Raw genomic sequence first — 26,169 nt, 5'->3', positions numbered from 1 at the left:
AAAATTTACTTTCGCCTGCCTAAGCCTCTGGCGACATTATCGAAAGAAATCGACCCGGCGCTACTTGTCCGTTAATCCATGTGGCGAAGGCCGACACGCAAGTAATCGTACCCTGTCACGCATGTCAGAATCGCGGCCACCCACAACGAGGCAAGCCCGAACCAGCGGATCGGCTCTATCTCGGGCAGGGTCCCCGCAAGGATCAGCAGGCCCAGCGCGATCATCTGCAGCGTCGTCTTCCACTTGGCGAGCCGGCTGACGGGGACGGATACCTGGATGCCACCCAGGAATTCTCGCAGGCCCGAGACGATGATCTCGCGCATCAGAATGATCAGCCCTGCAACCACGTGCACGTCGCCCGCGATCGGCCCGGTGAGCCCGCCCTTGGCCGTCAGGATCAGGATCACCGCGGCGACCATGATCTTGTCCGCGATCGGGTCGAGAAACTGGCCCAGCTTGGAGACCGTGCCCGCCGAACGGGCCAGCATGCCGTCGAAATAGTCGGTAATCGCCGCCGCGCAGTACAGCACCAACGCGAGCGCATAGCCGAGCTGCCATTCGGGCCACCACAGGAACAGCACGAGCAGCGGAACCGCGAAGATGCGGGACAGGGTGAGGATATTCGGAAGTGTCAGCATTCGGTCATCAATGCGCCTAGGCCATGCAAGGTCCGAGAAAAAGCCGCGCGACCCGTTTGCGAACAGGGTTTGCGCATGCGAAGTGCCTGTTCTAACGCAAAAGGCATCGGCGCCAAGCATGCGCACCGGAGTAAATCTATGACGACGCTGAGATTGCTGCGACGGCGGCGCTTCCTGCCGCTGTTTTGCACTCAGTTGCTCAACGCCTTCAACGACAATCTCTACAAGACCGCGATGGTGCTCTTCGTGGTCTACGCGGTCTACAACGACCCGGAGGCGGAAACCCGGTTCAGCGCCATCGCATCCGCCCTGTTCATCGCGCCCTTCATCCTTGTTTCCGCCATCGCGGGCCAGCTGGCCGACATGCGCGACAAGGCCCGGATCATCCGCGCGGTAAAGCTGTGCGAGATCGGCTTGATGAGCCTGGGCGCTGTCGGCCTGTTCCTCGCGTGGCAGGGCTTGTTGGTACATACCGTCGCGATACCGCTGATGCTGTTCGCGCTCTTTCTCGCCGGCTTGCAGTCGACCTTTCTCGGCCCGATCAAATATTCGATCCTGCCCCAGCATCTGCCCAGGCACGAGGTGCTGGCCGGCACCGGCCTGGTCGAAGCGGGGACCTATGTCGCGATTCTCGTCGGCACGATCCTCGCCGGGTGGATCCCGGTGGAGGCGGCCATGGTGCTGATCCTCGTTACCGCCGTAGTCGGCTATGCCAGCAGCCGCCGGATCCCGCCCGCACCCGCCATGGGCAAGGTGGAGCGGATCGACTGGAACATCGCCCGTTCGTCCCTCGCGCTCGTCCGCTTCGTGCGCAAGGATCGGGTGATCTACCTCGCGACCATCTCGATCAGCGTGTTCTGGACGATCGGCGCCATCCTGTTCATCCAGTTCCCGCCGCTGGCCAAGAACGTGATTTACGCCAGCAAGGAAGTCGCGACCTTGTTCATCGTAATGTTCTCGATCGGCATTGCAATCGGATCGGTCATCATCAACCATCTGCTCAAAGGCGAGGTTTCGGCCCGCTATGCCCCGGCGGCCGTGGTGACGATGGGATTCTTCGTCGTGCTGTTCTACTTTTTCGTGCGCCAGTGGCCGGACGATTTCACGGGCGACCTGCTGACCGTGCCGGAATTCCTCGCCTACCCGCTCGCATGGGTGCTGATGGGCATCTTGCTGCTCATCTCGATCGCCGGCGGGGTCTTCGTCGTCCCGCTCTACGCCTTTCTCACCACCCGCGTATCGGGGGACAAGGCATCGCGGACCATCGCGGCGACCAATATGATCAGTTCGCTCTGCATGGTCGGCGGGGCTGCACTGGCACTGACGATGACGTGGATCGGCATCACGATTGCCGAACAATTGCTGGCCGGGGTGGCCCTGTGCGTCGTCACCAGCCTGATCGCGCGGCGCCTGTACCGCGAAGAGCACCTTCCGAGCGTCTATCAAGCCTGACAGGCTGCTCCTAGAAGATGAAGGCGAGCGCCCCGACCAGGCAGACCACATAGGCACCGAGGAAGCCCATCCAGTCGTTCCTGGCCCACGACCAGCGCGTGTTGCGGAGCATCCGGTCGCGCCTGAGGTCGGGCCGAACCATCAGCGATGCGCGAAACGGGTGGCGGGCTGCTTCATCGGTAAGGACAAGGGATCGTCTCATGGGAAGCGAGGCTTAACGATTTGGTAACGATTGACGAGCGCCGCTGACCGCGGCGTCCGCGGGTGGGACAGACCGGCCCGAATAGCCTTAACGTCGCCACCCGATTGCCCGGCAGTCACATGCGCTATAGGGCCATTGCCATGTCACACAGCACCACTCCGCAGGCCGCGCGCCTGCTCGTCGATTGCCTTGCAGGCCAGGGCTGCGATCGCATCTTCACCGTTCCGGGAGAGAGTTTCCTGCCCGTGCTCGACGCGCTGGTGGACCGCGCGGACATTGATGTGGTCACCTGTCGGCAGGAAGGCGGTGCTGCGTTCATGGCCTGCGCCGATGGCGCCATGAGCGCTTCGGGCACACAGACGCCCGGAGTCGCCTTCGTCACGCGCGGCCCCGGTGCTACGAACGCCAGCATCGGCGTGCATGTCGCCCATCAGGACAGCCAGCCGATGATTCTGTTTATCGGCGATGTGGCGCGCGACATGCGCGACCGCGAAGGCTTTCAGGAGATCGACTTCCCCGCCTTCTTCGCACCCATTTGCAAGTGGGCGGCGCGGATCGACCGAGCGGATCGCATTCCTGAATATGTCGCACGCGCCTATGCCACCGCGATCTCTGGCAGGCCCGGCCCGGTGGTTCTCGCGCTGCCCGAAGACATGCTCTACGACGAGACGAGCGCAGTGCCGCGCCCCGCCGTCGCGCGTCCGGCGCAGGCGCCCTGCCCCGATGCGATGCAGGCGATGATGGCACTGATCGAGGACTCGGCCGCGCCGCTCGCGATCATCGGCGGAGCGGGCTGGAATGCCAAGGCGCGCGAGTATTTCCAGCTCTTCGCCGAACGGCTTGGCCTGCCGGTGGCGACAGCGTTCCGGCGACAGGACGCGATATCGCCCGCCTCGCCCGTCTATGCAGGCAATCTGGGCTACGGCCCCAACCCCAAGCTGGTCGAGCGGGTGAAGGCGGCGGACCTGCTGCTCGTGGTCGGTGCGCGATTGGGCGAGGCCACCACCGATGGCTACCGTGTACCGCCGCTGATCGAGAAGGATCGCACCCTGATCCACATCCACCCCGATCCGGAGGAACCGGGCAGCGTCTACCCCGCGGACCTCTCGATCTGTGCAAGCATGGACGAATTCGCCGAGAGCGCGGCGCTGTGGGCGGGCGAAGATCCAATCTCTTTCGACGCCGGTGCACAGGCGCACGACGAGTGGTCAGCATGGGCGACTGCGACGCCGAGCGACACCTACCCGCTCGATCTCGCGGCCTGTGTGCAATTCATGGGCGAGACGCTGCCCGCTGATACGATCATCTGCAACGGGGCGGGCAATTTTGCAGGCTGGTGGCATCGTTACTGGCGCTATGCAGGCTACCCGAGTCAGCTGGCGCCGACCTGCGGGGCGATGGGCTATGGCGTGCCCGCCGCGGTGGCCGCGGCAAAGCGGTATCCCGAGCGGATGGTGGTCGCGGTGGCGGGCGACGGCGACTTCCTGATGAACGGACAGGAACTGGCGAGCGCGGCGCAGGCCGGATGCGACCTGATCGCGATCGTGATCGACAATAGCGGTTACGGCACGATCCGCATGCATCAGGAGCGCGAATTTCCAACCCGCGTGTCCGCGACGAAGCTCGCCAACCCGGACTTTGCGGCATTGGGCGCCAGCTTCGGCGCCTGGACCGCGACGGCCGACACGACGCAGGAATTCAGGGATGCACTGGTCGCGGCGAAGGGTCGAACGGGGCTGCGGCTGATCCATACCCGGATCGATATCGAGCAGCTCGCGGCAAGCGGCGTGACGGTCAGCGGACTGCGCGCGAAGGCCTGATTCGGAACAAACCGCACAAAAGAAAAGGGCGGCGCCGAACCGGCACCGCCCCTTTCTTCTCGTTCTGCGGATCGATCAGACGTCGTCGCCGAGCGCGCCTTCGACTTCACCCTTGGTCTGCTGGGCCTTGCCCTTGACTTCCTGACCACGGCCTTCGGCGCGCGTTTCGGGATCGTTCGACTTCTGCTTGGCTTCGCCGATCGCTTCGTTGACGTTGCCTTCGATCTTGCTCTTGAGTTCACCCATTTCGCTTCTCCATTTCATGCGTCGGCATCAGCGCCGATGTGTAAAAGAAACGACGATACAGGCATTTACGTTCCACTTATTGCGCAACATTGCGCCAAGACGAGTGCCGCTTGCGACCAGCGATAGATCGCGGCCCCAGGGGGCTAGACCCCTGCCATCGCCATGATCACCGACCATTCCTGCGGCATCACTTCGCACACCGAGAGGCGCGACAGCTTGACCAGCTGCATCTCCGATAGCTGCGGCTCAGCCTTGATCTCTTTCAGAGTCACCACATTGGGCAGCCTGGTGCGCGGCTCGACCCGCACCGCAGCCCATTTTCCCGTTTCGTCGGTCGGATCGGTCATCCTGGCCTCGACGATCTCGACGATGCCGACGATCTCGCGCCCGATGTTCGAGTGATAGAAAAAAGCCTGATCGCCCACCTCCATCGCGGCGAGATTGTTCTTCGCCTGGTGGTTGCGCACGCCGTCCCACACGCCGCTGCCGTCTTTCTCCAGATCGTCCCACCCGTAAACATCGGGTTCCGATTTCATCAGCCAATAGCGCAAGGCGTTGCTCTCCGTTCCAGAATGGGTTGCCTCGATCGAACGCGCGATGGCGCGAGGCGTGCCGGGTATGTGGCACGCCAGGGCATTAAATCGCGAACCCGATTGGTCTGATTTACCCTATTTTCAGTATCCGCTGGCAGACAGGGCGAAGAGTCGCATCCGGCAAGCTCAACGGGAAGACGATAGAAACGCCTCATGGGGGACAAGACAGAAAGACCGGCTCGCCTCGAAAAGGCGCAACGCGACGTCGTGATGCTGGGCATCGCGACCGCAGCGATCATCATGTTCGTCGGCATTGGCGGCACGGTGATGCCTCAGGTCGCGCGCAGTTTCCTCGACGCCAATGTCGCTCCGCCCGACACCGCGCTGGTCAACGCCCTCCTTCTCAACATCGCGCTCATCATCTTCGGCTGGCGCCGCTATGTCGATCTCAATCGGGAAATCGCCCAGCGACGCGCCGCCGAGGAAGCGGCCCGCCACCTTTCGCAGACCGATCCGCTGACCGGCTGCTACAATCGCCGCTGCGCGGTCGAGAGGCTGATGGAAGCGCTCGTCTCGACCGACGAGGGCCATTGCTCGGTCGGATTCGTGATGATCGACCTCGATGGGTTCAAAGCGATCAACGACAGCTACGGCCACCAGGCGGGCGACGAATTGCTGCTCGGCATTGCCGAACGTCTCAGGGAAGTTGCGCCGGAAACGGCGAGCGTGGCCCGGCTGGGTGGAGACGAGTTCGCCATCGTCCTGCCGATCGATACAGAGGACATGGCTCCGGTCGAAGAGTGGGCAAACCGCATGGTGGCGCATGTCGCCCAGCCGATCGATACCGAGACCGGACCGATCGAGGTCACGATTTCAGCCGGAATCGCCTTCCAGGAGACCGATCCCGAGCTGGACAATACAGAAGGCGCGGCGCGCAAGCTGATGCACCGCGCTGACCTCGCCATGTACCAGGCGAAGAAGGAGGGGCGGAACCGCTATTGCTGGTTCGTAAAGGCGATGGAGGACGAGGCGCGGATACGCCGCGAAATGGAGGTCGCCATCCGCGGCGGGCTCGATCGCGGTGAGTTTTCGCCCCATTACGAACAGCAGATCGATCTCGAAACGGGCCAGTTGGTCGGCTTCGAGATGCTGGCCCGCTGGGAATCGGCAGAGCTGGGCACCGTCAGCCCGGAGATATTCATTCCGGTTGCGGAAAGCTGTGGCCTGATCGGCCCCTTGTCCGAAATGCTGATCCGTCGCGCCTTGAGCGATGCGCAAAGCTGGGACCCCAGCCTGTCGCTCTCGGTCAATATCTCGCCAATCCAGCTTCGCGATCCGTGGTTCCCGCAAAAACTGCTCAAGATGCTGATGGCCAGCCAGTTTCCAGCCCACCGCCTCGACGTGGAAATCTCGGAGAGCTGCCTGCAGGAAAACCTCGTCGCTGTTCAGGCGATGATCGTCAGCCTCAAGAATCTGGGCGTGCGCGTCAGCCTCGACGATTTCGGGACCGGCTTTTCCTCGCTGACCCAGCTGCGCAGCCTTCCCTTCGACCGGGTCAAGATCGACCGCAGCTTCGTCGGCGAACTGCGCAAGGTTGCCGAGGCTGCGCACGGCTCCGACGCGGAGCGCGAACAGCAGGATCATATCGTCAGCACGCTCGTCTCGCTCGGCCAGAACTTGCATATTCCCGTGACGGCCGAAGGGGTCGAGGACGAGTCGATCCTCGCCACCTTGCGCCAGATGGGCGAGATGAAAGGCCAGGGCTATCTCTACGGCAGGCCGGAAGATGCAGCCGCAGTGCTCAAGCGCCTGGGCGAGCTGAACATGCTGGCCGAAAACACCCAGCCAGCCGTAGTCCCGCCCGCGAACGAGCCCGAACAGCGCAAGTCCGCCTGAGGCCCCGCTTTACCTTTACGCGAGCCCGCCCCCACCATAAATGCAGCGGGCAATGCGGCTCTCCTTCATCAAGATGCATGGCCTCGGCAATGATTTCGTGATCCTCGACGGGCGCGGAGCCGAATTGCCGCGCCTTTCGGAAGCGCAGATACGCGCGCTGGCGGACCGCCATCGCGGGATCGGCTTCGACCAGCTGATCGTACTGGCCCCGTCCGACGCAGCCGATTTCGCAATGCGGATCCACAATGCCGATGGCGGCGAGGTGGGGGCCTGCGGCAATGCAAGCCGCGCGGTTGCGGTGCTGCATGGCAAGCCCGCGCAAGTCGAAACCGCCGGCGGCCTGATCGCCGTGCGACCGGGTGACGGGCAGGCCGAAGTCGCGATGGGCCAGCCCCGGTTCGAATGGCCAGACATCCCGCTCGCCTACGCGATGGACACGCGCGATATGCCGGTGGGCTGGGACATGCTCGAACGGCCCGGCGCGGTGAATGTCGGCAATCCGCATGTGGTATTCTTCGTCGACAACGATGTGGCGGACGTGCCGCTCGACCGGCTGGGGCCGGAGATCGAACATGACCCGATGTTTCCCGATCGGATCAATGTGAATGTCGCGCAAATCGTCTCGCGCGAGGCGATCGTCTTGCGCGTGTGGGAACGCGGTGCGGGCCTTACCCTCGCCTGTGGCACCGGCGCCTGCGCCACTGCCGCAGTCGCGTACCGGCGGGGGCTGGTCGATGCGCAGGTCTCGGTCACACTGCCCGGCGGCACATTGATCATCCGCCACGACGAAGGCGGCGGCCTCCACATGGCGGGCCCTGCGCAGGAAAGCTATCGCGGGACTTTCGATCTGGACGACTTCTCGTGAGCGACGCGCGCGTCATTTCGCTTGGCTGTCGTCTCAACCATGCTGAGAGCGAGCGGCTCTCCGCGCTGGTCGAGGGCGAGTCCGGGCTGGTGGTGATCAATTCCTGCTCGGTCACGCGCGAGGCGGTGCGCCATACGCGCCAGGCGATCCGGCGCGCGCGCAAGGCGCATCCCGAGGCGCGGCTGCTGGTGACTGGCTGCGCGGCGGAGACCGAGCGCGAGGCGCTGGGTGCCATGGCGGAGGTGGACGGGTTCGTCGCCAACGAAGCCAAGCTCGATGCGCGCAGCTGGAACCTGCCCGAGCCTGCACAGCCGCGCACACGGCGCGGCACGCGCGCCTTTATCGGCGTCCAGAACGGCTGCGACCACGCCTGCACTTTCTGCATTATCCCGCAGGGGCGCGGCACCAGCCGCTCGGACCCCATCGCTGCCGTGCTGCGCACCATCGAACGCGAGCTCGCGGACGGCGCGCTGGAGGTGGTGTTGACCGGCGTCGATCTGACCAGCTGGGGCCACGACCTTCCGGGCGAGCCCGGCCTCGGCGTGCTGGTGGGCGCGATCCTCGATGCCTTTCCGCAATTGCCGCGCCTGCGGCTCTCCTCGGTCGACGGAATCGAGATCGACGAGCAACTGTTCGAGCTTGTCGCGCACGAGCCGCGCGTGATGCCGCACCTGCACCTGTCGCTCCAGCATGGCAGCGACCTGATCCTCAAGCGGATGAAGCGGAGGCATCGGCGCGGCGATGCGGTGGAGCTGGTAACGCGGCTGAAGACGCACCGGCCCGAAATCGCCATCGGGGCCGACCTCATCGCGGGCTTCCCAACCGAAACGGCCTCGCACCACGCGGACAACCTTTCGATTGTCGCCGAATGCGGGATCGTGCACGGTCACATCTTCCCCTACTCGCCGCGCGAGGGCACGCCCGCCGCGCGCATGCCGCAGCTCGACCGGGCCACGATCAAGGCCCGCGCCGCAGAGCTACGCGCTGCAGTCCGTCAGACGCGCGACACATGGCTCAAAAGCCTGCTCGGCCACGAATACGAAGTGCTCGCGGAAAAGGACGGCAGCGGCTACACGCCGCACTTCGCTCGTGTCGCGCTGCCCGAGGGCACGCGGCCGGGCCAGATCGTCACCATCCGCCCCACCCGGATCATCGAAGGAATGCTCGCATGAGCGATGCGCCCTCCAGCTGGAGCGACCGCCTGCTCGGCGGCTTTCGCAAGACCTCGGACCGCCTGTCCGAAAACATCGCGCCGGTAGGCAACACCAGGCTCGACGATGCCACGCTCGACGAGATCGAGGATGCGCTGATCATGTCGGACCTCGGCCCCGAAGCCGCAGGCCGCGTGCGCGCGGCGCTGCGCGAACAGCGCTTCGGTGCCGAGATTACCGAACGCCAGCTGCGCGAAGCGGTGGCGGAGGAAATCGCCGCCATCCTGCGCCCGGTGGCCAAGCCGCTGGAAGTCACCGCTTTCCCGCGCCCGCAGGTAATCCTGGTGATCGGCGTCAATGGCAGCGGCAAGACCACCACGATCGCCAAGCTCGCGCACCTCTTCATGGAAGACGATTACGAGGTGATGCTGGCGGCGGGCGACACCTTCCGCGCGGCGGCGATCGGCCAGTTGCAGACCTGGGCGGACCGCGTCGGCGTGCCGCTGGTGCGCGGGCCCGAGGGCGGCGATCCGGCGAGCATCGTGTTCGACGCGGTCAAGCGCGGCACCGACGAGGGCACCGATGCGCTGATCGTCGACACCGCAGGCCGGTTGCAGAACAAGCGCGAGCTGATGGACGAGCTTGCGAAGATCAGGAAGGTGCTCGGGCGGTTGAACCCCGAAGCGCCGCACGACGTGGTGCTGGTGCTCGATGCGACCAATGGCCAGAACGCGCTTTCGCAGATCGACGTGTTCAAGGAAGTCGCGGGCGTCACCGGGCTTATCATGACCAAGCTCGATGGCACGGCGCGCGGCGGCGTGCTGGTCGCGGCGGCGCAGAAATATGGCCTGCCGATCCACGCCATCGGGGTCGGCGAACAGATGGACGACCTGCGGCCTTTCGACCCCGATCTGGTGGCGCGGGTCATCGCGGGAGTAGCGTAAGCTCTTGCACTTTCCCTCCCGTTCGTGGTGAGCCTGTCGAACCGCAAACGTGGGCGTTTTGTTCGCCCTTCGACAGGCTCAGGACGAACGGAAGCATGGCTGTAGAAACCCCCCAACCCACCGAACCCACCAAGCCCAAATCCGGCTGGCTCAATGTCGCGATCGACTATGGCCCGCTGATCGTCTTCCTCGTGTCGTTCTACCTATTCCGCCCCGGTGGCGATGATTCGGTGGGCACGCTGTTGGCGATAATCAAGTCGACCGGCGCCTTCATCGTCGCCGCCATCGCGGCGGTCATCGCGAGCAAGCTGATCCTTGGCCACGTTTCCAAGATGCTGATGCTCTCGACCGTGCTGATCGTCGGCTTTGGGGGGATGACGATCCTGTTGCGCGATCCGTTCTACGTGCAGGTCAAGCCGACCGTGCTCTACGCTTTCTTTGGCGTCGTCCTGCTGATCGGCTGGCTGCGCGGGCAGGCGTTCCTGCGCTGGCTGCTGGAAGCCGCGTTCGAGGGGCTGAGCCAGGAAGGCTGGCTCAAGCTGTCGCGCAACTGGGGCTTCTTCTTCCTCTTCCTCGCCGTGCTGAACGAGGCGCTGCGCATGTCATTGAGCTTCGAATCCTGGCTGTGGGCCAAGCTATGGGTGTTCATGGGCCTCAGCCTCGCCTTCACCTTCACGCAGATTCCGATGCTGCTGAAGCACGGACTGGACCCGGAGAGGAACGAAGGCCTGCCCGACGAGGAGCCGCCGACGGGGGCCTAGGCCTCAGGTGCCGCGCCCGGCGGCACACCGCCCTCCTGGCCTGCATCGGCGACCAGCCCCAGCCGGTTCGCCACCCAGTTGATCGTTGGGCCCTGGATCACGCTCGACAACAGAACGACGAAGAACACGATGTTGAAGATCGTGAAGGCGCTGGGCACGCCTGCGACGATGGGGAAGGTCGCGAGCACGATCGGCACCGCGCCGCGCAAGCCCGCCCATGACACGAACAGCTTGGCCCGCCAGCCGAACTGCCGGAAGGGCGCAAGGCATACGAACACGCTTGCCGGGCGAGCGATGAACATCAGGATGAATGTGATGGCGAGGCCCGGAGCGATCACCCCGGCCAGATTCGAAGGTGTGATCAGCAGGCCGAGCGTCAGGAACATGACCACCTGCGCGAGCCATGCCAGTCCGTCCTGAAACGTGGAGACGATCGTCCGCGCGCGGTACGCCCGGTTGCCCGCGGTCAGACCTGCAACATAGGCCGCGAGGAATCCGTTGCCGCCCAGCACCGACGCCAGCCCATAGGCGATCAGCGCGGCCGCAATCGAGATCACGAAGGCGAGGCCGCCGTGCCGGTACTGCGTGCGTTTGAGGATTTCGGGCAGCAGGTAGCCCGCCCCGAAGCCGATCGCCGCACCCAACAGCATCTGGAGGAGGAACTGGGGCACCAGCGACACGGGCGAGAAGTCGGGTACGGTGATGAACATCAGCGCCGCCCCGACGAGGAAGATCGCCATCGGATCGTTCGAGCCTGACTCGACCTCGATCAGCGCGGGAACGTCGCCGTGCAGGTCGAGCCCGGTGGAACGCAGGATCGCGAACACCGCGGCTGCGTCGGTCGAGGCGACGATCGCCCCGAGCAGGAAGCCCTGAAGCGGGCTGAAGCCCAGCAGCAGGACCGCAGCGACCGCCATGATCCCGGCGCTGATCATGACGCCGCCGGTGGCGAGCACGAGCGCGGGCGTGGCAACGCGGCGCACGTCGCGCCAGTCGGTGTCGATGCCGCCCGAAAACAGGATGAAGATGAGGCACGCGATCCCCACGCCCTGGGTCAGGACGTAATCATCGAAGGCGATGCCGCCTGGCCCATCGACCCCGGCCAGCATGCCAAGGCACAGGAATCCGATCAGGGCGGGAAGCCCGAACCGGCTCGACAATGAACCCGCAAAGACTGTCGCGAGCAGAAGAATGCCCAGAACCAGAAGGGCGACTTCGGGGCTAACGCTCAGCATCAGCCCCTGTGATACGAGGACCGGCAAGGTGACAAGAGGAAACTGGTCTCAAGCTCGAGCGATCTCGGGCAGCGGGTCTAACCGGATGACGTACGGGCTACCCAGAGCCTGGCCTCGCCTTCACACCCAGGAAATTGCCACTATTGCTGCGGCACAGCCTTGATCCGGAGCGCAAGAAACGCAGCCACGGGGAAGAGCCCGCAGCGATCTAATCATCGCCGAGGCGATCAAGCGCGAAAAGAAGACGCGTCAACGGCGTAAACGGGATATTGCGTGCCGACGATCGCACGCGAGGATCATGTTTTCTTGCATAATCGTAGCTCATCCATGCGTCCGGCTCGGCGCCATTCTTTACCTGATCGCTGTAGATGACAATTCTGTCGCCTCGCTTCAGATTACCGGGACCCGGCGGTGGGCACATTCCGCTTCCGTCGTACGGCTGGAACGAAAAGACGAAGATTTCAGCAGGGTATTTGCCCTGAACGACACGCTCTATTTCGACGGTGATGTACCGCCGACCGCGCTCCGTTTCGGTTCCAACGACTGTACCCTGCAAGATCGTGCCCGATATGAAGTCGGAAGGTACGGGAGGCGCTTCCATGAACCCACATGCATTCGCGGGAATCGCCAGCAACACTCCAAGCGCCACCAGCGGCATGATGCAAGATTGGCGCATTCTCATGCGCCCAGTCTAAAGCCCAGGTCTTGCGCGACCGTTACCCTAGATCCGCACCTGGCTGCCCAGCTCCACCACGCGGTTGGTCGGCAGGCGGAAGAACTGCATGGCGCTCGCCGAATTGCGCAGCATCCAGGCGAAGATCTTCTCGCGCCAGATCGGCATGCCGGGCTTGTCGCTCGGCAGCAGGGTCTGGCGGCTGAGGAAGAAGCTCGTTTCCATCATGTCGAACTTGCCGCCGCAGCGGCTCATGCTCTTGAGGCCTTCAGGCACGTTGGTCTCGTCCATGAAGCCGTAGTGGAGCACCGCGCGATAGAAGCCGCTGCCGACCTCCCTGAACTCGCAACGCTGCTCTGGGTCCACGTAGGGCACATCCTGAATCTCGACCGTCAGGATCACCACGCGTTCGTGCAGCACCTTGTTGTGCTTGATATTGTGGAGCAGCGCACTGGGCACGCCCGCCGTACTCGACGCCATGAAGATCGCGGTGCCCGGCACCCTCGTGGCGCTATTCTGAGCGGACTTTGCGAAAATCTCGATCGGCAGGGCGACCTCGCCCATCCTGTCGCGCATCAGCTTGCGCCCGCGGGCCCATGTGGTGAGCAGGGTGAAGGCGAACAGACCGACCACCAGCGGGAACCAGCCGCCATCGCCCACCTTGGTCAGGTTCGCGGCGAAATAGGCTCCGTCCACGATCAGGAACAACAGCACGATCGGCGCGGCGTACCACCATTTCCACTTCCACACGCCGATGAACAGCACGCCCATCAGCACCGTGTCGATGGTGACCGCGCCGGTCACCGCAATGCCATAGGCATTGGCGAGGTTGGACGAGGTCTGGAAGGTGAGCACCAGAATGATGACGGCCACCATCAGCGCCCAGTTGACCGCCGGAATGTAAATCTGCCCGCCCTCGGTTTCCGAGGTGTGGCGGATGTTGAGGCGCGGGATGTAGCCCATCTGGATCGCCTGATGGGTGATCGAGAACGCACCCGAAATCACCGCCTGGCTCGCGATGAAGGTCGCCATCGTGGCGAGGAAGACGAGCGGCAGGCGCCATTCCTCGCTCGCGAGTAGGAAGAAGGGATTGCGGACGACCTCTGCTGCCTGCTCTGGCGGAAGGCCTGCGATCATCGCGCCCTGCCCGAAATAGTTGAGCAGCAGGCACGGCATGACGAAGCCGAACCAGCTCAGCCGCATCGGGCCGCGTCCGAAATGCCCCATGTCCGAATAGAGTGCCTCGGCCCCCGTCACCGCCAGCACCACCGCGCCCAGCGCGAGGAATGCGACCAGCCCGTCGGTGACGAAGAACATGACTGCATAATACGGGTTCAGAGCCCACAGAATGTCGGGATTGCTGAAGATTTGCCAGCTTCCCAGCAAGGCGATGACCGTGAAATACACGATCATGACCGGCGCGAAGAGCGCGCCGACCTTGGCTGTGCCGCGCGCCTGAAGGACGAACAGGAATACCAATAGGGCAAGCGCGATCGGGATGACGAAATCCTGCAGGCCTTCGTCCACGACGGTCAGCCCCTCGACCGCCGAAAGCACCGAAATGGCGGGCGTGATCATGCTGTCGCCGTAGAACAGCGAGGTGGCGAAGACGCCCAGCAGCGCCACCAGCCAGCCATAGCTCGTCTTGCCGATATGGCGGGAAATCAGGGCGACCAGCGCCAGCGAACCGCCCTGCCCCTTGTTGTCCGCGCGCATCAGGATGGTGACGTACTGGATCGCCACGATCAGCGTCATCGACCAGAAGATCAGGCTGACGACGCCCAGCACGTGCATCCGGTCGATCGCGATACTCGCGGTTCCCGCAAAGGTCTCGCGGAAGGCGTAAAGCGGGCTCGTGCCGATATCGCCGAAGACGATGCCGACCGCCCCGAAGGCGAGCGTCGCGGTGGACGCCTGGTGTCCGGTCGTGCCTTTGACGGGCAGCGCGGCGCCCGGGTCGCTGCTACTTCCTTGCGCTGGTGCGGAATCGCTCATGCAATGAATGCCATTCTCAAGCCTGCGAGCCTCCGGCAGGCGCGGTCTCTACCCTCGCAGGGGAGACGCGCGCGGTTAGCAGTGCTCGTGTGCACATGCAACATGGCGTGCGCAAGCGGCGCCTACTGCGGCGTCGCGGGTGCCTGCATCATCGGCGCGCGCGGGGCCCGGGGATTTTCCCCCAGCACGTTGATCACGCCTTCGAGCCGCTCCAGCTGTGCCGCGACATATTCGCGGCCGCGCGCATCCTCCGATGCATCCTCGACCGCCTGGCGCCAGAAATCGCGCGCCCCGCCAAGGTCGCCCATCCGCATTCGCATCAGCCCCTGGAAATAGGCCGGCGCCGGGCTGCCCTGCGAGGCTGCGCGGGCGCGTTCGAATGCATAGGCGACCGGCGGCGTCACCCGGCCCCTGGTATGGTCGGACAGCGCCAGCGCCAGCGCCAGCCACGCCTGGCCATCTTCGGGGTTTTCGCTCACGCCATTGCGCAGAAGCCCGGCGGCATCGATGTGCTGACCCTTGCGGGAGAATCCGTCCGCGATCACGACATAGCGCGAGGGCTGGATCCCCTCGACATTGTAGAAACCGCGCCGAACATCGATCAGCGCCTCGGAAGCGGGCATCACCGTCTCGACCGCCTGTCGCGGCGCTGCGGGCACATCAGGTGCGCCCTGCCACGCATAACCCGCAAGCGCGAAGATCATCGCCGAGGCGAGCAGGGTCCACACCTGCCGCCCCTCGCGCGCGATCAACATTCCGATGCCGAAAGTGACGAGGGCGAGCACTGCGATAGCGATCCAGACACCGATCATTCGCCGCGCCCCCCCAGCCGCCGGGCCAGCATCGCACCCGCCACGAAGATGAACAGGATCGGCAGGGCGAACAGCGGCCAGGTCGCCCAGTCGAACCCGGGCCGGTAGGTCACGTAGTCGCCATAGCGCTCGACCAGCCAAGCGCGCACTTCCTCGGGACTCTCGCCTGCCGCGATCCGGCTGCGCACCTGGTGGCGCATGTCGCCTGCCATCGGCGCGTTGCTATCTGCGATCGACTGCGATTGGCAGGTGAGGCAGCGCAGCTCTTCCATCAATTCCTGCGCACGCGTCTCCTGCGCCGGGTCCGCCAGCTGGACGTTGGCAAGCGGCGCTGACGAGGTCGTCTGCCCGGCGGGTGGCGCACCCAGCGCAAGGATGGAGGCCGCCAGAAGCATGGATGGCATCATTTCGCGTCTTCCCACGCTGCGTAGAGCGTATCCACGTCGCTTTCGCGAATATCGCCGATATGCTGGTAGCGGATGATCCCGTCGCCATCGATCACGAAGGTTTCGGGTAAACCGCCCGATCCCAGCGCCAGCTGCAGCTCGGCAATATCGTCGCGCGCGATGGCGGCATAGGGATTGCCGTAGTTCTCGAGGAATTGTGCAATAGCCTCCGGCTCGTCGCGGATCGCGATGCCGACAATGGGCACCCCGCGCTCGGCCAGCGCCTCAAGCTGCGGCGCCTCGGCAATACACGGCAGGCACCAGGTGGCCCACAGGTTGAGCAGCACCGGCTCCCCCTTGGCGAAGGTAGCGGACGTGACGCGCGCGGCCTCGTCGGTTTCACCGGGCAGGTCGAAGGCGGGCAGCGGCTTGCCGATCATCGCGCTACGTACGAATTCGTCCTTGGGCTGCGTCAGCTGATAGGCCGCGACGCCGACGAACAGCGCGAACAGCGCCAGCGGAAGGATGAGCCAGAGTTTCCTCATGCCGCCGCATCCTTCATCCGGACATTCTCGGCCCGGCGCCGGGCCACCCCTTCACGGATCTTGCGCGCCCGCGCACTTGCACGCACGTGGCCGAAGATCGCGAGCAACCCACCCAGCGCGATCAAAAGCGCGCCGTACCAGATCAGCGGCACGAAGGGTTTCCACCACAGGCGCATCTGCCAGCGGCCTTCGCCGCTCTCCGCCGGGCCAACCGCGTCGCCGAGGATGGCGTAGAGCTGCCCGTTCCAGCGCGTCATCAGCGCCGATTCGCTGGTATTCTGCACCGGCTCGGTGAAATAGCGCGCTTGCGGACGCAGCAGCGTCTCGCCGTTGCTGCCCGATACCGCGACACGCGCCTGCAGCGCGGTCCAGTTCGGCCCGGCAACCGGCTCGACCGATTGCAACGTCGCCTCGAACGGGCCGACCGACACGCTGTCGCCCGCGCTCATCGCCACCAGCCGCTCGGTCGAAAAGGCACTCTCGCTCGCCATTCCGGCGAGGCTGACCGCGACCCCGAAATGCGCGAGCATCGATCCCCACAGGGCGAGCGGCACGAACCGCAGCTTGCGCCCGCGCAGCGGCAGCCAGCTCGCCAGCGCCAGCGCGGCGGCCAGCGCGAGGCCGATGGTCGGCAGCACACCCGCGCCGGAGAAAATCACGATCACCGTCACCGACGCGGCGAGGACCGCGCCGATCAGGACGACCGGCACCGCGACGCGCGCCAGGCTATCGCGCTTCCAGCGGAGCAGCGGGCCGACCAGCAGCGCCAGCAGCATCGGCACGGCAAAGATTGCGGTGACCGGATTATAGTAGGGCGGGCCGATCGAGACGCGCGTGTCGAAGGCCTCGGTCAGAATCGGGTAGAGCGTGCCCAGCAGCACCACCGCCAGGATCGCGCTGAGCATCACATTGTTGAACACCAGCGCACCTTCGCGGCTGAGCGCGGCGAAGCGCTTGCCTTCCGCCAGCACCCCTGCCCGCAGCGCGAACAGACCGAAAGCGCCGCCGACATAGATCATCAGCAGGGCGAGGATGAAGGCGCCGCGTGCCGGATCGACCGCGAACACGTGGACGCTGGTGAGGATGCCGGACCGCACGAGGAAGGTGCCGACCATGCTCATCGAGAATGCGACCACGCCCAGCATGATCGTCCAGGTGCGCAAGGCGTCGCGGGCGGCCAGGACGCTGACCGAATGGAGCAGCGCGGTCGCCGCCAGCCATGGCATCAGCGATGCGTTCTCGACCGGGTCCCAGAACCACCAGCCGCCCCACCCCAGCTCGTAATAGGCCCAATAGCTTCCGGCAGCGATGCCCAGCGTCAGCGAAACCCATGCCGCCAGCACCCACGGCCGCATCACGCGCGCCAGCTCCGGCCCCGCCTGCCGCGTCACCAGTCCGGCAACGACAAAGCAGAACGCCACCGAAAGACCGACATAGCCGAGGTAGAGAATGGGCGGATGGTAAGCGAGTCCGATATCCTGCAGCAGCGGGTTGAGCCCCGCGCCGAATTCCGCAGGCGGGCTCAGCCGGGTGAACGGGTTGGAACTGAACAGCAGGAACGCGAGGAAGCCCAGCGCGACGAAAGCCTGCGCACCGAGCACTGACTTCATGAAGCGGTCGTCCATGCGGCGCTCGAAGGCAGCGACCAGCGCGCCCGAAATCCCGAGGATGGTGACCCACAGCAGCATCGAGCCCTCGTGGTTTCCCCAGGCCCCCGAAAGGCGGAAAATGAAGGGCTTGTCAGAGTGGCTGTTGGCCGCGACCAGCGCGACCGACAGGTCGGTCACCACGAACAGCCTCAGCAGGCAGGCAAAGGCGAAGACCAGCAGCAGGCCCTGCAGGATGGCGGCAGGCCGGGCTAGCGCGCTGACCGCACCGGGCTCGGCGCTGCGCACACCCACCACGCCGGCAGCGAGTTGCAGCACGCATAGCCCTGCGGCAAGCCACAGGGCGGCAAGGCCGAGTTCGGCAATCATGGCGTGCCCGAAGACCTCACTGTGCGGCGCTTTCTTCCAGCGCGTTGTGGACCGCCTCGTCGCTCAGACCTTCAAGCTCGCGCGGGGTGTAGTTCTCGTCGTGCTTGGCCAGCAAGGTTTCGGCCTCGAAGGTGCCGCCCTGCCCGAAGCTGCCATTGGCGATCACGCCGGAGCCCTCGACGAAGAGGTCGGGCACGATCCCGCGATAGGTCACGGGGACGGTGTCGCCCTCTCGCCCACCCACCACGAACGCGATGGTGACGCCATCGGGCAGCGTGCGGATCGATCCCTGCTGAACCATGCCGCCAAGGCGGATCGCCCGGCCCGGCTCGGGGGGATTTTCCGCCACATCCTCGGGCAGGTAGAAATAGTCGGCCTGCGCACGCAGACCCCATGCGGCCAGCAGCCCGGCGGCGACCAGCACTGCGAGTGCCAGCACCAGCAGCACCAGCCGCTGATGCTTGGGGGCGAGTGTCGTCATTTCCGGCGCGCCTCCTCACGGGCTTTCTCGGCCTTGCGCATCCGCAGCCAGCTGAGGATCAGCAGCGCGGCGATCGCGGGAATGGCGAGCGCATAGGCCGCGATCACATAGTCCCATTGCGAGAGCGATTCACGGATCATTCGGCAGGCTCCGCTTCCAGTGCACGGCGACGAAGCCGTGCTTCGGCCTGCGCCTCGGCCAGCAGCGCGCGCATGTTCATCAGCGTGCAGGCGGCGAACAGGCAGGTGAAGCCGAGCAGCGCGATCAGCATCGGCCACAGGAACACGCCGTCGATCGAACTGCCGCTCAGCGTTGTGCTGGGCGGCTGGTGGAGCGAATTCCACCACACGACCGAGCGGTTGATGATCGGAATGTTGACCGCGCCGACCAGCCCGAAAATCGCAGGCAGGCGTGCCGACGCGCCCTCGCGGTCGACCGCCTGGCTCAGTGCGATATAGGCAAGGTAAAGGAACAACAGGATCAGCATGCTGGTCAGCCGCCCATCCCACACCCACCAGGTGCCCCAGGTCGGCCGCCCCCAGATCGAGCCGGTGGCGAGGCACAGCGCCGTGAACACGAGGCCCGGGATCGCCGCAGCGCGCGCGGCCAGCGCGGCCAGCGGGTGCCGCCAGACGAGGAACGCCAGGCTCGATCCGGCAATCGTCATCCAGCCTGCCATGCCAAGCCACGCGGAAGGCACGTGGATGAAGATGATGCGGACGGTTTCGCCCATCAGCCGGTCGGGCGGGACCATCAGCAAACCCCACAGCACAGCACCCAGCGAGACCACCACGCCGATGACGAGGAGGATCGGGGTCAGCCTGCGTGCGAGGCCGAGAAACTTACGGGGATTGGCGAAACCGTGCATGATTTTCTCGCCGCGCTCTATGCCGTCCACGCAGGCTCGGCGCAAGCTCGACGAAGGGCTATCTGCTCCGACTCCGCCCGGCGGATACGGGGCGCCTTCGACCGACAGCGCGCGACCGGCGAGTCGCCCTTAGCCGCGCCCGATCAGCTTTTGCGCCATGGCGTCGGCGACACGGTCGGGCGAGGAGCCGCTCGCTTCGCTGTCCTGCCAAATCTGCGTCAGTCGTTCGGGGATCAGGGCGATCCGCTTGCGCACTTCGTTGATGTCGCAAGGCGCATCTTCGCGGCGGCAGAGATATTCCATCGTCACGCTGATGATGCCGCCCGCGTTGATGACGTAGTCGGGCGCGTAGAGGATCCCGCGCTGCGCCAGCATCGCGCCATTGCCTTCGCGGGCCAGCTGGTTGTTGGCCCCGCCCGCCACGATCTTGCAGTCGAGCCGGGCAATGCCTTCCTCGTCGAGGATCGCGCCCAGCGCATTGGGACTGAAAACATCGCAGCCGACCGACATGATCGCATCGGGGCCCACCACGTCGGCACCCAGTTCCTTGGCCAGCGCCTGCGCGCCATCGGTGTCGATATCGGCGAGCGTCAGCTTGGCACCGTCCTTGGCGAGCAGCCGGGCCACTCCGCCGCCGACGCTGCCGACGCCCTGCAAGGCAACGTGGACACCCTCGACACTGTCACGCCCCAGCTTGTGCCGAACCGCGGCCTTGATGCCGAGATAGATGCCGAGCGCGGTGAACGGGCCGGGATTTCCGCCCGCCTCGCCCTCTTCGACCGGCAGACCCGAAACGAAATCGGTGCGGCTGTTGACTGCGACCATGTCTTCCACGGTGATGCCGACATCTTCGGCGGTCACGTATTTGCCACCGAGGCCATCGACTGCATCGCCGAACGCGGCGAGCATTTCGGATGTCTTGTTGCCGTTTTCGTCGGCGAGGATCACGGCCTTGCCACCGCCCATGGGCAGGCCCGCCATCGCGTTCTTGTAGCTCATCCCGCGCGAGAGGCGCAGGGCGTCGCGCATGGCGGCCGACGGTTCGGCATAATGCCAGAAGCGCGTGCCGCCCGCTGCCGGGCCGAGGTGGGTGGAATGCAGCGCGATGATCGCGGTCAGGCCGCGCTTTGCGTCACGGACGAAGTGAACGACCTCGTGGTCGTCGAAATCGGCTTGAGTCCAGAAAGCATCCATCGCGATTGCGCATCATCCCCGGGGAAGTGTGATCGGTCGTGCCGAGGCTTCGCGGGGGCGAATGGGGCGATCGAGGGGTCTCGAACCCCCGACCTCCGGTACCACAAACCGGCGCTCTAACCAACTGAGCTACGATCGCCATATGCCCCGGCGCAGCCACGCCAAGGGACGTGCCAGTTACGCGCACGAATCGTTCCGTCAAGGGCGGAACCGCAATTCGCACGTCGCTTGCATGCATAACCCCAAATGGGAAGGGAAAAATTGCCAAACGAGGCCATAAACGCACGATTGTTACGCGGCTTGCAAAGCGCCCGGCGAGTGTCGCATGAGGTCGGCATGGACGGACCGGGCGAATCCAACGCGAAGCAACTCGCTGCGAAGGGCATGCAGCGGCTACCGTTCGACAAGCTGGAGCTGCTACAGAAGCGCGGCTTTCTGGATGAGGCGTTCTGTGCGGAGCTGATCACGATGATCGACGCCAAACGACGCCCTTCGACACTCGCCGATTTCGATGGCGACATGTATTTCCGCACCAGCGAGACTTGCGACCTGCCACTCGACGATCCGCGCACCCAGCGACTCGATGCCCTGCTAAACGAGCTTTCCGGCATCGACCCCGCACACGGGGAGCCACTGCAAGGCCAGCGCTACGCAGTGGGGCAGGAGTTCAAGGCTCATTGCGACTATTTCAATCCCGGCGGGCAGGATTGGGACAAATACTGCTCGGTCGCGGGCCAGCGCACGTGGACCTTCATGATCTACCTCAACGAGCCCGAGGCGGGAGGCGCGACCCGCTTCAAGGTCGTGAAGAAGAGTTTCCAGCCCGAAACGGGCAAGCTGGTGTGCTGGAACAACCGGCGACCCGACCAGACGGTGAACCCGAATACGATCCACCACGGGATGAAGGTGCGCAAAGGCACCAAATACGTGATCACCAAGTGGTATCGCGAGAAGCCGTGGGGGTGAGGGACTTCAGCAATGGGAAGAGCAGCGCCCCCTGTTCCGCCTCACCTTCCCTGGCTTGATAAGCCGAAACGAAAAAGGGCGGCCCCGTCGGACCGCCCTTCCCTCGCGGCACGAGGCCGCAAAGCGCGTAATGTCGCGTTATTTCTTGAGGCTGAGCCCGCCGAAGCGCTTGTTGAACTGGGCAACGCGGCCGCCTTCCTGAAGCTGCTGCTTGCCGCCGGTCCATGCCGGGTGGCTGGTCGGGTCGATTTCCAGCGTCAGCGTGTCGCCTTCCTTGCCCCAGGTGGAGCGGGTCTGGAATTCGGTACCATCGGTCATCTTGACGTTGATGGTGTGGTAATCGGGGTGACCTTCGGCCTTCATGTCATGTCTCCATAGCCTCGGAACGGTTCCGACCGGTCCAGCTGTTGGGTGGGAAAGGCGCGCGGATAGTCCCAACGCGCCCGATTGGCAAGCCTGCTTCGCGTCGGCCCTTATTCCGGCGGGTCGGCGATCATCGCGGTGAACTCGCACTCGCAGGTCGTCTTGCCGTCGACACTGGCCTTGCCCGCGAACTTGTAGACCCGGCTGCGCTTCTGCAGGAACGAAACATTGAGGTCGAGCAGGCAGCCCGGCGTCACGGGCGCCCGGAACTTGGCTCCGTCGATCCCCATAAAATAAACGAGCTTACCACTGCCAGCCAGGTCCAGCGTCTCGATCCCAAGGATCGCCGCGGCCTGCGCCAGCGCCTCGACCTGCAAGACGCCGGGCATGATCGGTGCACCCGGGAAGTGGCCCTGGAAGAAATCCTCGTTGAAGGTCACCGCCTTCACCGCGTGGATTTCCTCGCCCTTGGTCAGGCTCGCCACCCGATCGACGAGCAGCATCGGATAGCGGTGCGGCAGGGCCTTCAAGACCTGCCGCACGTCCATCTGCCGTGTCTCGGGCATGCTCAGCGGTTCGCCCGCGTCGTTGTTCTCTGCGTCCGCGATGATCTTAACGCCCCGTCGGCTGGGCCGGAGCCGGAGCCTGCTGCTGCGGCTGCTGACCCTGCCGTGCCTGCGCCGCGGCGGCTGCCTGCTGCTGCATCGCGGAGTACATGATCAGCTGCTGGATCTCTTGATAGAGCTGCACGCCGCCCTGCGAGGGCTGCCAGTCGGCGGGAGGTGAGATCTGCGCACTCGTCGCGCGGGCGTTCATCGCGGCGGTGATCGCGCTGGTCACATCGGCGGTTTCGGGCGCGTAGATCAATGCATCAGGAGCGAGCATGATCTGGATCGAGCGGTCTGCAATCACCTGCTGCACGGCCGGTGCATATTGCTGGCCGATCTGGCTGACGACGTAGACGCGCGCGCGCTGGATCGGCACCTCGATCGCTCTGATCTGCTGGTTCAGCGTACCGAGCTGTTGCCGCGTGGCTTCGGGTACGGCAGCCTGTTCGGCTTCCGAAAGCTGGCCGTCGCCGTCAGTGTCGAGCCCGCGAACGATGGTCTGCTGCTGCTGCTGCAACTGGCCGAGGCTGGTCAGCTGGGCCTGGTTCTGGGTGGCGATCTGCTCGAAGCCGGTTTGCAGCGCCTGCGTGTTGGCGACGGCCAGGGCACGATCGGCGGTCGCGATGCCGTTGACCTGCGCGCTGGCAGGCGCGGCGAGCGCGAGGCTTGCGATCGCGACGGCGCTCGCGGTGGCGAGATTGCGGTAGTTCATCAGAATTGCGTCCCTACGTTGAATGAGAGTGTCTTGGTGTCGTCGCCATCCTGCTTGAGGAGGACGTGCGAAAGGTCGATCCGGAACGGGCCGAACGGCGAGTTCCAGTTCACGCCGATCCCGATCGAGACCCTCGGCGAAGCGCTGTTGCCGAGGAATGTCTCGCGGAAGGCGGGAATGGTCGATCCGCGCGCAATAAGATCGTCCCCAACCGGATCGCCATCCGGAATTGCGACAATCACGTCGTCGTCGAAATCATCCGGGGTTCCGTTGGTGTCGACATAGGTGGGGATCCCGTCCGCGTTCGTAATCGGAACGAAGAATTCATCGCCCAGCGGATTCTGCGTCAGCTGCGGCTCGTCGATATTGAACAGCGCGCCGACGTCGAGGAAGACCGAGGGGCGCAGGCCAAGCTCGCGCGCGCCCGTTCCCAGCGGAATTTCAAGTTCCGCACGACCGAGGTAATAGGTGTTGCCGCCCAGCGCGTCGTCGGCCAGCAGCTGGTCGCGATCGGTGACGAGAACCGGATTGCCATCGCCGTCGTCCAATTCGCGCTGGCGCAGGACGCGAGGGCCGACCCCGCGAATGTCGAACCCGCGGAACTGCGGCTCGCCGAGGAAGAACCGGTCGGTCAGACGGACATCGTCGAAACCGGGGCCACGATCCTCGAGGCCCTTGATGTAGCCACCTTCGGCCGAGAGCGAGAAGATGAAGTCGCCGAACACCTGCCAGTACTTGGAGGCCTGCCCGCGCAGCTTCACATACTTCACATCGCCGCCCAGCCCGGCGAAATCGACACCGAGCGTGGCGCGTTCGCCCCGGGTCGGACGATAATAGCTGTTCAGCGTATTATAAACGAGGTTGAGGCCGAGGATCGAGCTGGTCCGGTCGCCCAGAACATCGCAAAGGTAGCGGCCGGCCCGGATCGGCTCGCATGTGCGCACGCCATCGCGGTCGAAATCCGAGAAATAGATATCTTCGTCCAGGCTGACCTGATCGAAATTGAGCGTGTAGCTGCCGATGAGCGATGCATATTCGGTCAGCGGCACGCCCAGCCTCAGCGATCCGCCGGTCGTGGTCTGCTCGAACGTCGTATTGCGACTGCCGCCGATGAAGTTGAAGCTGTTGACGTCGCGACGATAGATATCCGCGCCGAACGAGATGTTGCGGTCGAACACGTAAGGCTCGGCGAAGCTCAGGTTGATCGAGTTAGAGAACCGCGAAACCTGCGCCGAGGCGCCGATCGTCTGACCGCGACCGCGGAAGTTGCGCTGGCGGATCGAACCCGAGAACAGGAAGCTCTCGAGCGAGGAGAACCCGGCCGAAAGCTGCAACTCGCCGGTCGGCTGCTCTTCGACATTGGCTTCCAGAATGATCCGGTCGGGACTGGCGGTTTCCACCTGCTGGACCTCGAAGCCTTCCTGGAAGAAGCCGAGCGAGTTGATTCGGGCGGTGGTGCGGTTGACCGCGAGGGTGTTGAACGCATCGCCTTCGGCCGCGCGGAACTCGCGCCGGATGACCTTGTCCTGCGTCAGCGTGTTGCCGTTAACGTCGACCCGTTCGATGTAGACGCGCGGCGCCTCGTTGATGACCATCGTCACGTTCATCGTGAGATTTTCGGGATCGCGGCGGAACTGCGGGCGCACGTCGGCGAAGGCATAACCGAAGCGACCGGCCAGCTCGCTCAGCGATTCGACCGTGTCCTCGATCCGCTGGGCATCATACCACTCGCCGTCAGTGATCGAGAGGCTGCGGGTCAGCGCTTCGCCATCGAGGTCGCGGATTTCGCTCTTGATGTCGACGTCGCCGAATTTGTAGCGCTCGCCCTCTTCCACCACGTAGGTGATGATGAAGTCGCGCTTGTCAGGGGTCAGCTCGGCGACCGCGGAAACAACGCGGAAATCGACGTACCCTTGCGTCAGGTAGAATTCGCGCAGCTTCTGCTGGTCGAACGCAAGCTTGTCGGGGTCGTAACTCGTATTGCCGCTAAGGAAGCTGAAGAGGCCGGTCTCCTTGGTGACCATCTCGCCCTTCAGATTGCCGTCCGAAAATTCTTCGTTGCCGATGATGTTGATCTGGCGGACCTTGGACTTGGGCCCCTCGGTGATCTCGAACACCAGGTCGACGCGGTTCTGGCTGAGCTGAACTGTCTTCGGCTCTACGGTAGCTGCGAAACGGCCTTGCCGCTTATAGAGCTCGATAATGCGCGCAACGTCGGCACGCACCTTCGACCGGGTGAATATCTGGCGCGGGGCAAGCTTGACCTCGGGCACGATCTTGTCGGTCTTGAGACGGTCGTTACCTTCGAGGATGATCCGGTTGATGACCGGGTTTTCCTCGACCTCGATCACCACGTCGCCATTGTCGTTACGGATCGCATAGCTTGCGAACAGGTCGGTCGCGGCGAGATCCTTCAGCGCCTGGTCGGCTGCGGCGTTGGTATATTCGTCGCCCGGACGAAGGCGCACATAGCTGAGGATCGTATTGGGCTCGAGGCGCTGGACACCCGTCACCGAGATCGTGCGGATGATGTCGCCCTGTTGCGCGGCAGCGGGCGCACGCTGCTGCTCGGCGGCATCGGTCGACGTGGCTGCCGGTTGCGCGGCCACTTCGTCGGTCTGCTGCGCTAGAGCCGCCTGCGGCAACCCGGCCAGCGTAGTGCACCCAAGCAGGGCGAGTGCATAATTGCGGATATTGCGCGAGCGGCGTGTTGCGCCGGTTTCGATGGCCGTCATTGGCGAAGATGTCCCGTCAAATTGTTTCGACCCCGGATCGCAACTGGCTTTTTGCCGTATCGACCTTCCGGATCAAACGATCCGGCGCCCTGTGCCCGATACGTGCGCCCCT

27 protein-coding genes and 1 tRNA gene are annotated in these 26,169 nt (G+C 64.6%); 8 read left to right on the top strand and 20 right to left on the bottom strand.

Translation table 11 applies throughout. The features are described 5' to 3' along the window. Positions 1–71 precede the first annotated feature (71 nt). A complete protein-coding gene (gene pgsA, locus AAG612_RS00525; protein WP_342506185.1) occupies positions 72–638 on the bottom strand; it encodes a CDP-diacylglycerol--glycerol-3-phosphate 3-phosphatidyltransferase in 567 nt (188 codons plus the stop codon). 138 nt (positions 639–776) lie between these two features. Between pgsA and AAG612_RS00520 the strand changes: the two genes are divergently transcribed. Further along, positions 777–2,090: an MFS transporter gene (locus tag AAG612_RS00520; RefSeq protein ID WP_342506183.1), complete on the top strand. Its 1,314-nt coding sequence runs from the start codon at positions 777–779 to the stop codon at positions 2,088–2,090. Between the two features lie 10 nt (positions 2,091–2,100). Here AAG612_RS00520 and AAG612_RS00515 read toward each other — a convergent pair whose 3' ends face one another. Further along, a complete protein-coding gene (locus AAG612_RS00515; protein WP_342506180.1) occupies positions 2,101–2,292 on the bottom strand; it encodes a hypothetical protein in 192 nt (63 codons plus the stop codon). Positions 2,293–2,432: 140 nt separating this feature from the next. On the opposite strand from AAG612_RS00515, the gene AAG612_RS00510 reads away from it, so the two are divergent. Next, positions 2,433–4,112 carry a thiamine pyrophosphate-dependent enzyme gene (locus tag AAG612_RS00510; protein WP_342506178.1) on the top strand — a complete coding sequence of 560 codons (1,680 nt, stop codon included), beginning with the start codon at positions 2,433–2,435 and terminating at the stop codon, positions 4,110–4,112. Between the two features lie 75 nt (positions 4,113–4,187). Here the strand turns inward: AAG612_RS00510 and AAG612_RS00505 are convergent, their stop codons facing one another. Continuing rightward, positions 4,188–4,358 (bottom strand): CsbD family protein, encoded by a 171-nt coding sequence (locus AAG612_RS00505; protein WP_342506176.1) that lies wholly within the window; start codon positions 4,356–4,358, stop codon positions 4,188–4,190. A 143-nt stretch (positions 4,359–4,501) separates the two neighbouring features. Next, positions 4,502–4,894: an EVE domain-containing protein gene (locus AAG612_RS00500; RefSeq protein WP_342506174.1), complete on the bottom strand. Its 393-nt coding sequence runs from the start codon at positions 4,892–4,894 to the stop codon at positions 4,502–4,504. 210 nt (positions 4,895–5,104) lie between these two features. Between AAG612_RS00500 and AAG612_RS00495 the strand changes: the two genes are divergently transcribed. The 5 genes from AAG612_RS00495 (at position 5,105) to AAG612_RS00475 (ending at position 10,508) form a co-directional block, all read left to right on the top strand. After that, the gene (locus AAG612_RS00495; RefSeq protein WP_342506172.1) at positions 5,105–6,787 is read left to right on the top strand and encodes a putative bifunctional diguanylate cyclase/phosphodiesterase; all 1,683 of its coding nucleotides are present in this window, start codon (positions 5,105–5,107) and stop codon (positions 6,785–6,787) included. A gap of 52 nt (positions 6,788–6,839) precedes the next feature. Then, on the top strand, positions 6,840–7,652 hold the full coding sequence (gene dapF / locus AAG612_RS00490) for a diaminopimelate epimerase (protein WP_342506171.1): 813 nt from the start codon (positions 6,840–6,842) through the stop codon (positions 7,650–7,652). After that, positions 7,649–8,824, top strand: coding sequence for a MiaB/RimO family radical SAM methylthiotransferase (locus tag AAG612_RS00485; RefSeq protein ID WP_342506170.1), 1,176 nt, complete (start codon positions 7,649–7,651; stop codon positions 8,822–8,824). The genes dapF and AAG612_RS00485 overlap by 4 nt, the downstream gene beginning before the upstream one ends. After that, positions 8,821–9,747, top strand: coding sequence for a signal recognition particle-docking protein FtsY (gene ftsY, locus AAG612_RS00480; protein WP_342506169.1), 927 nt, complete (start codon positions 8,821–8,823; stop codon positions 9,745–9,747). The genes AAG612_RS00485 and ftsY overlap by 4 nt, the downstream gene beginning before the upstream one ends. A gap of 95 nt (positions 9,748–9,842) precedes the next feature. Continuing rightward, positions 9,843–10,508 carry an inner membrane-spanning protein YciB gene (locus AAG612_RS00475; protein WP_342506168.1) on the top strand — a complete coding sequence of 222 codons (666 nt, stop codon included), beginning with the start codon at positions 9,843–9,845 and terminating at the stop codon, positions 10,506–10,508. On the opposite strand, the gene AAG612_RS00470 is transcribed toward AAG612_RS00475, so the two are convergent. The 12 genes from AAG612_RS00470 to AAG612_RS00415 form a co-directional block, all read right to left on the bottom strand. After that, positions 10,505–11,743: a potassium/proton antiporter gene (locus tag AAG612_RS00470; protein WP_342506166.1), complete on the bottom strand. Its 1,239-nt coding sequence runs from the start codon at positions 11,741–11,743 to the stop codon at positions 10,505–10,507. The genes AAG612_RS00475 and AAG612_RS00470 overlap by 4 nt on opposite strands. A 208-nt stretch (positions 11,744–11,951) precedes the next feature. After that, positions 11,952–12,401, bottom strand: coding sequence for a hypothetical protein (locus AAG612_RS00465; RefSeq protein ID WP_342506164.1), 450 nt, complete (start codon positions 12,399–12,401; stop codon positions 11,952–11,954). Positions 12,402–12,464: 63 nt separating this feature from the next. Next, positions 12,465–14,411 (bottom strand): potassium transporter Kup, encoded by a 1,947-nt coding sequence (locus AAG612_RS00460; RefSeq protein ID WP_342506162.1) that lies wholly within the window; start codon positions 14,409–14,411, stop codon positions 12,465–12,467. Between the two features lie 122 nt (positions 14,412–14,533). Further along, entirely contained in the window at positions 14,534–15,223 is a 690-nt protein-coding gene (locus tag AAG612_RS00455) for a tetratricopeptide repeat protein (RefSeq protein WP_342506160.1), read from the bottom strand. After that, the gene (locus tag AAG612_RS00450; protein WP_342508574.1) at positions 15,220–15,627 is read right to left on the bottom strand and encodes a cytochrome c-type biogenesis protein; all 408 of its coding nucleotides are present in this window, start codon (positions 15,625–15,627) and stop codon (positions 15,220–15,222) included. Before AAG612_RS00450 ends, AAG612_RS00455 begins: the two co-directional genes overlap by 4 nt. Beyond that, complete coding sequence (locus AAG612_RS00445; protein WP_342506157.1) at positions 15,627–16,154, bottom strand: DsbE family thiol:disulfide interchange protein; 528 nt, start codon at positions 16,152–16,154, stop codon at positions 15,627–15,629. Before AAG612_RS00445 ends, AAG612_RS00450 begins: the two co-directional genes overlap by 1 nt. Continuing rightward, entirely contained in the window at positions 16,151–18,130 is a 1,980-nt protein-coding gene (locus AAG612_RS00440; RefSeq protein ID WP_342506155.1) for a heme lyase CcmF/NrfE family subunit, read from the bottom strand. Before AAG612_RS00440 ends, AAG612_RS00445 begins: the two co-directional genes overlap by 4 nt. Positions 18,131–18,146: 16 nt before the next feature. Beyond that, positions 18,147–18,611, bottom strand: coding sequence for a cytochrome c maturation protein CcmE (gene ccmE, locus AAG612_RS00435; protein WP_342506153.1), 465 nt, complete (start codon positions 18,609–18,611; stop codon positions 18,147–18,149). Continuing rightward, positions 18,608–18,751 carry a hypothetical protein gene (locus AAG612_RS00430; RefSeq protein ID WP_342506151.1) on the bottom strand — a complete coding sequence of 48 codons (144 nt, stop codon included), beginning with the start codon at positions 18,749–18,751 and terminating at the stop codon, positions 18,608–18,610. Before AAG612_RS00430 ends, ccmE begins: the two co-directional genes overlap by 4 nt. Next, positions 18,748–19,479: a heme ABC transporter permease CcmC gene (ccmC, locus tag AAG612_RS00425; RefSeq protein WP_342508572.1), complete on the bottom strand. Its 732-nt coding sequence runs from the start codon at positions 19,477–19,479 to the stop codon at positions 18,748–18,750. The genes AAG612_RS00430 and ccmC overlap by 4 nt, the downstream gene beginning before the upstream one ends. A gap of 129 nt (positions 19,480–19,608) precedes the next feature. Next, complete coding sequence (locus AAG612_RS00420; protein ID WP_342506149.1) at positions 19,609–20,673, bottom strand: Leu/Phe/Val dehydrogenase; 1,065 nt, start codon at positions 20,671–20,673, stop codon at positions 19,609–19,611. Between the two features lie 62 nt (positions 20,674–20,735). After that, positions 20,736–20,812, bottom strand: a tRNA-His gene (locus tag AAG612_RS00415). Between the two features lie 197 nt (positions 20,813–21,009). On the opposite strand from AAG612_RS00415, the gene AAG612_RS00410 reads away from it, so the two are divergent. Continuing rightward, the gene (locus AAG612_RS00410) at positions 21,010–21,639 is read left to right on the top strand and encodes a prolyl hydroxylase family protein (RefSeq protein ID WP_342506148.1); all 630 of its coding nucleotides are present in this window, start codon (positions 21,010–21,012) and stop codon (positions 21,637–21,639) included. Positions 21,640–21,777: 138 nt separating this feature from the next. On the opposite strand, the gene rpmE is transcribed toward AAG612_RS00410, so the two are convergent. From rpmE to bamA, 4 genes are all read right to left on the bottom strand, one after another. Beyond that, positions 21,778–22,002, bottom strand: coding sequence for a 50S ribosomal protein L31 (gene rpmE / locus AAG612_RS00405; protein WP_342506146.1), 225 nt, complete (start codon positions 22,000–22,002; stop codon positions 21,778–21,780). 110 nt (positions 22,003–22,112) lie between these two features. Then, positions 22,113–22,550, bottom strand: coding sequence for a 3-hydroxyacyl-ACP dehydratase FabZ (fabZ, locus tag AAG612_RS00400; protein ID WP_342508570.1), 438 nt, complete (start codon positions 22,548–22,550; stop codon positions 22,113–22,115). 64 nt (positions 22,551–22,614) lie between these two features. Then, entirely contained in the window at positions 22,615–23,322 is a 708-nt protein-coding gene (locus AAG612_RS00395; protein ID WP_342506144.1) for an OmpH family outer membrane protein, read from the bottom strand. Then, entirely contained in the window at positions 23,322–26,057 is a 2,736-nt protein-coding gene (gene bamA / locus AAG612_RS00390; protein ID WP_342506142.1) for an outer membrane protein assembly factor BamA, read from the bottom strand. Before bamA ends, AAG612_RS00395 begins: the two co-directional genes overlap by 1 nt. Between the last annotated feature and the right edge of the window lie 112 nt (positions 26,058–26,169).

The organism is Citromicrobium bathyomarinum, from assembly GCF_038594605.1.
Lineage (GTDB): Bacteria > Pseudomonadota > Alphaproteobacteria > Sphingomonadales > Sphingomonadaceae > Alteriqipengyuania > Alteriqipengyuania bathyomarina_B.
Note: the sequence above shows the minus strand (reverse complement) of the source record. Positions and strands in the feature narration are given on the sequence as shown.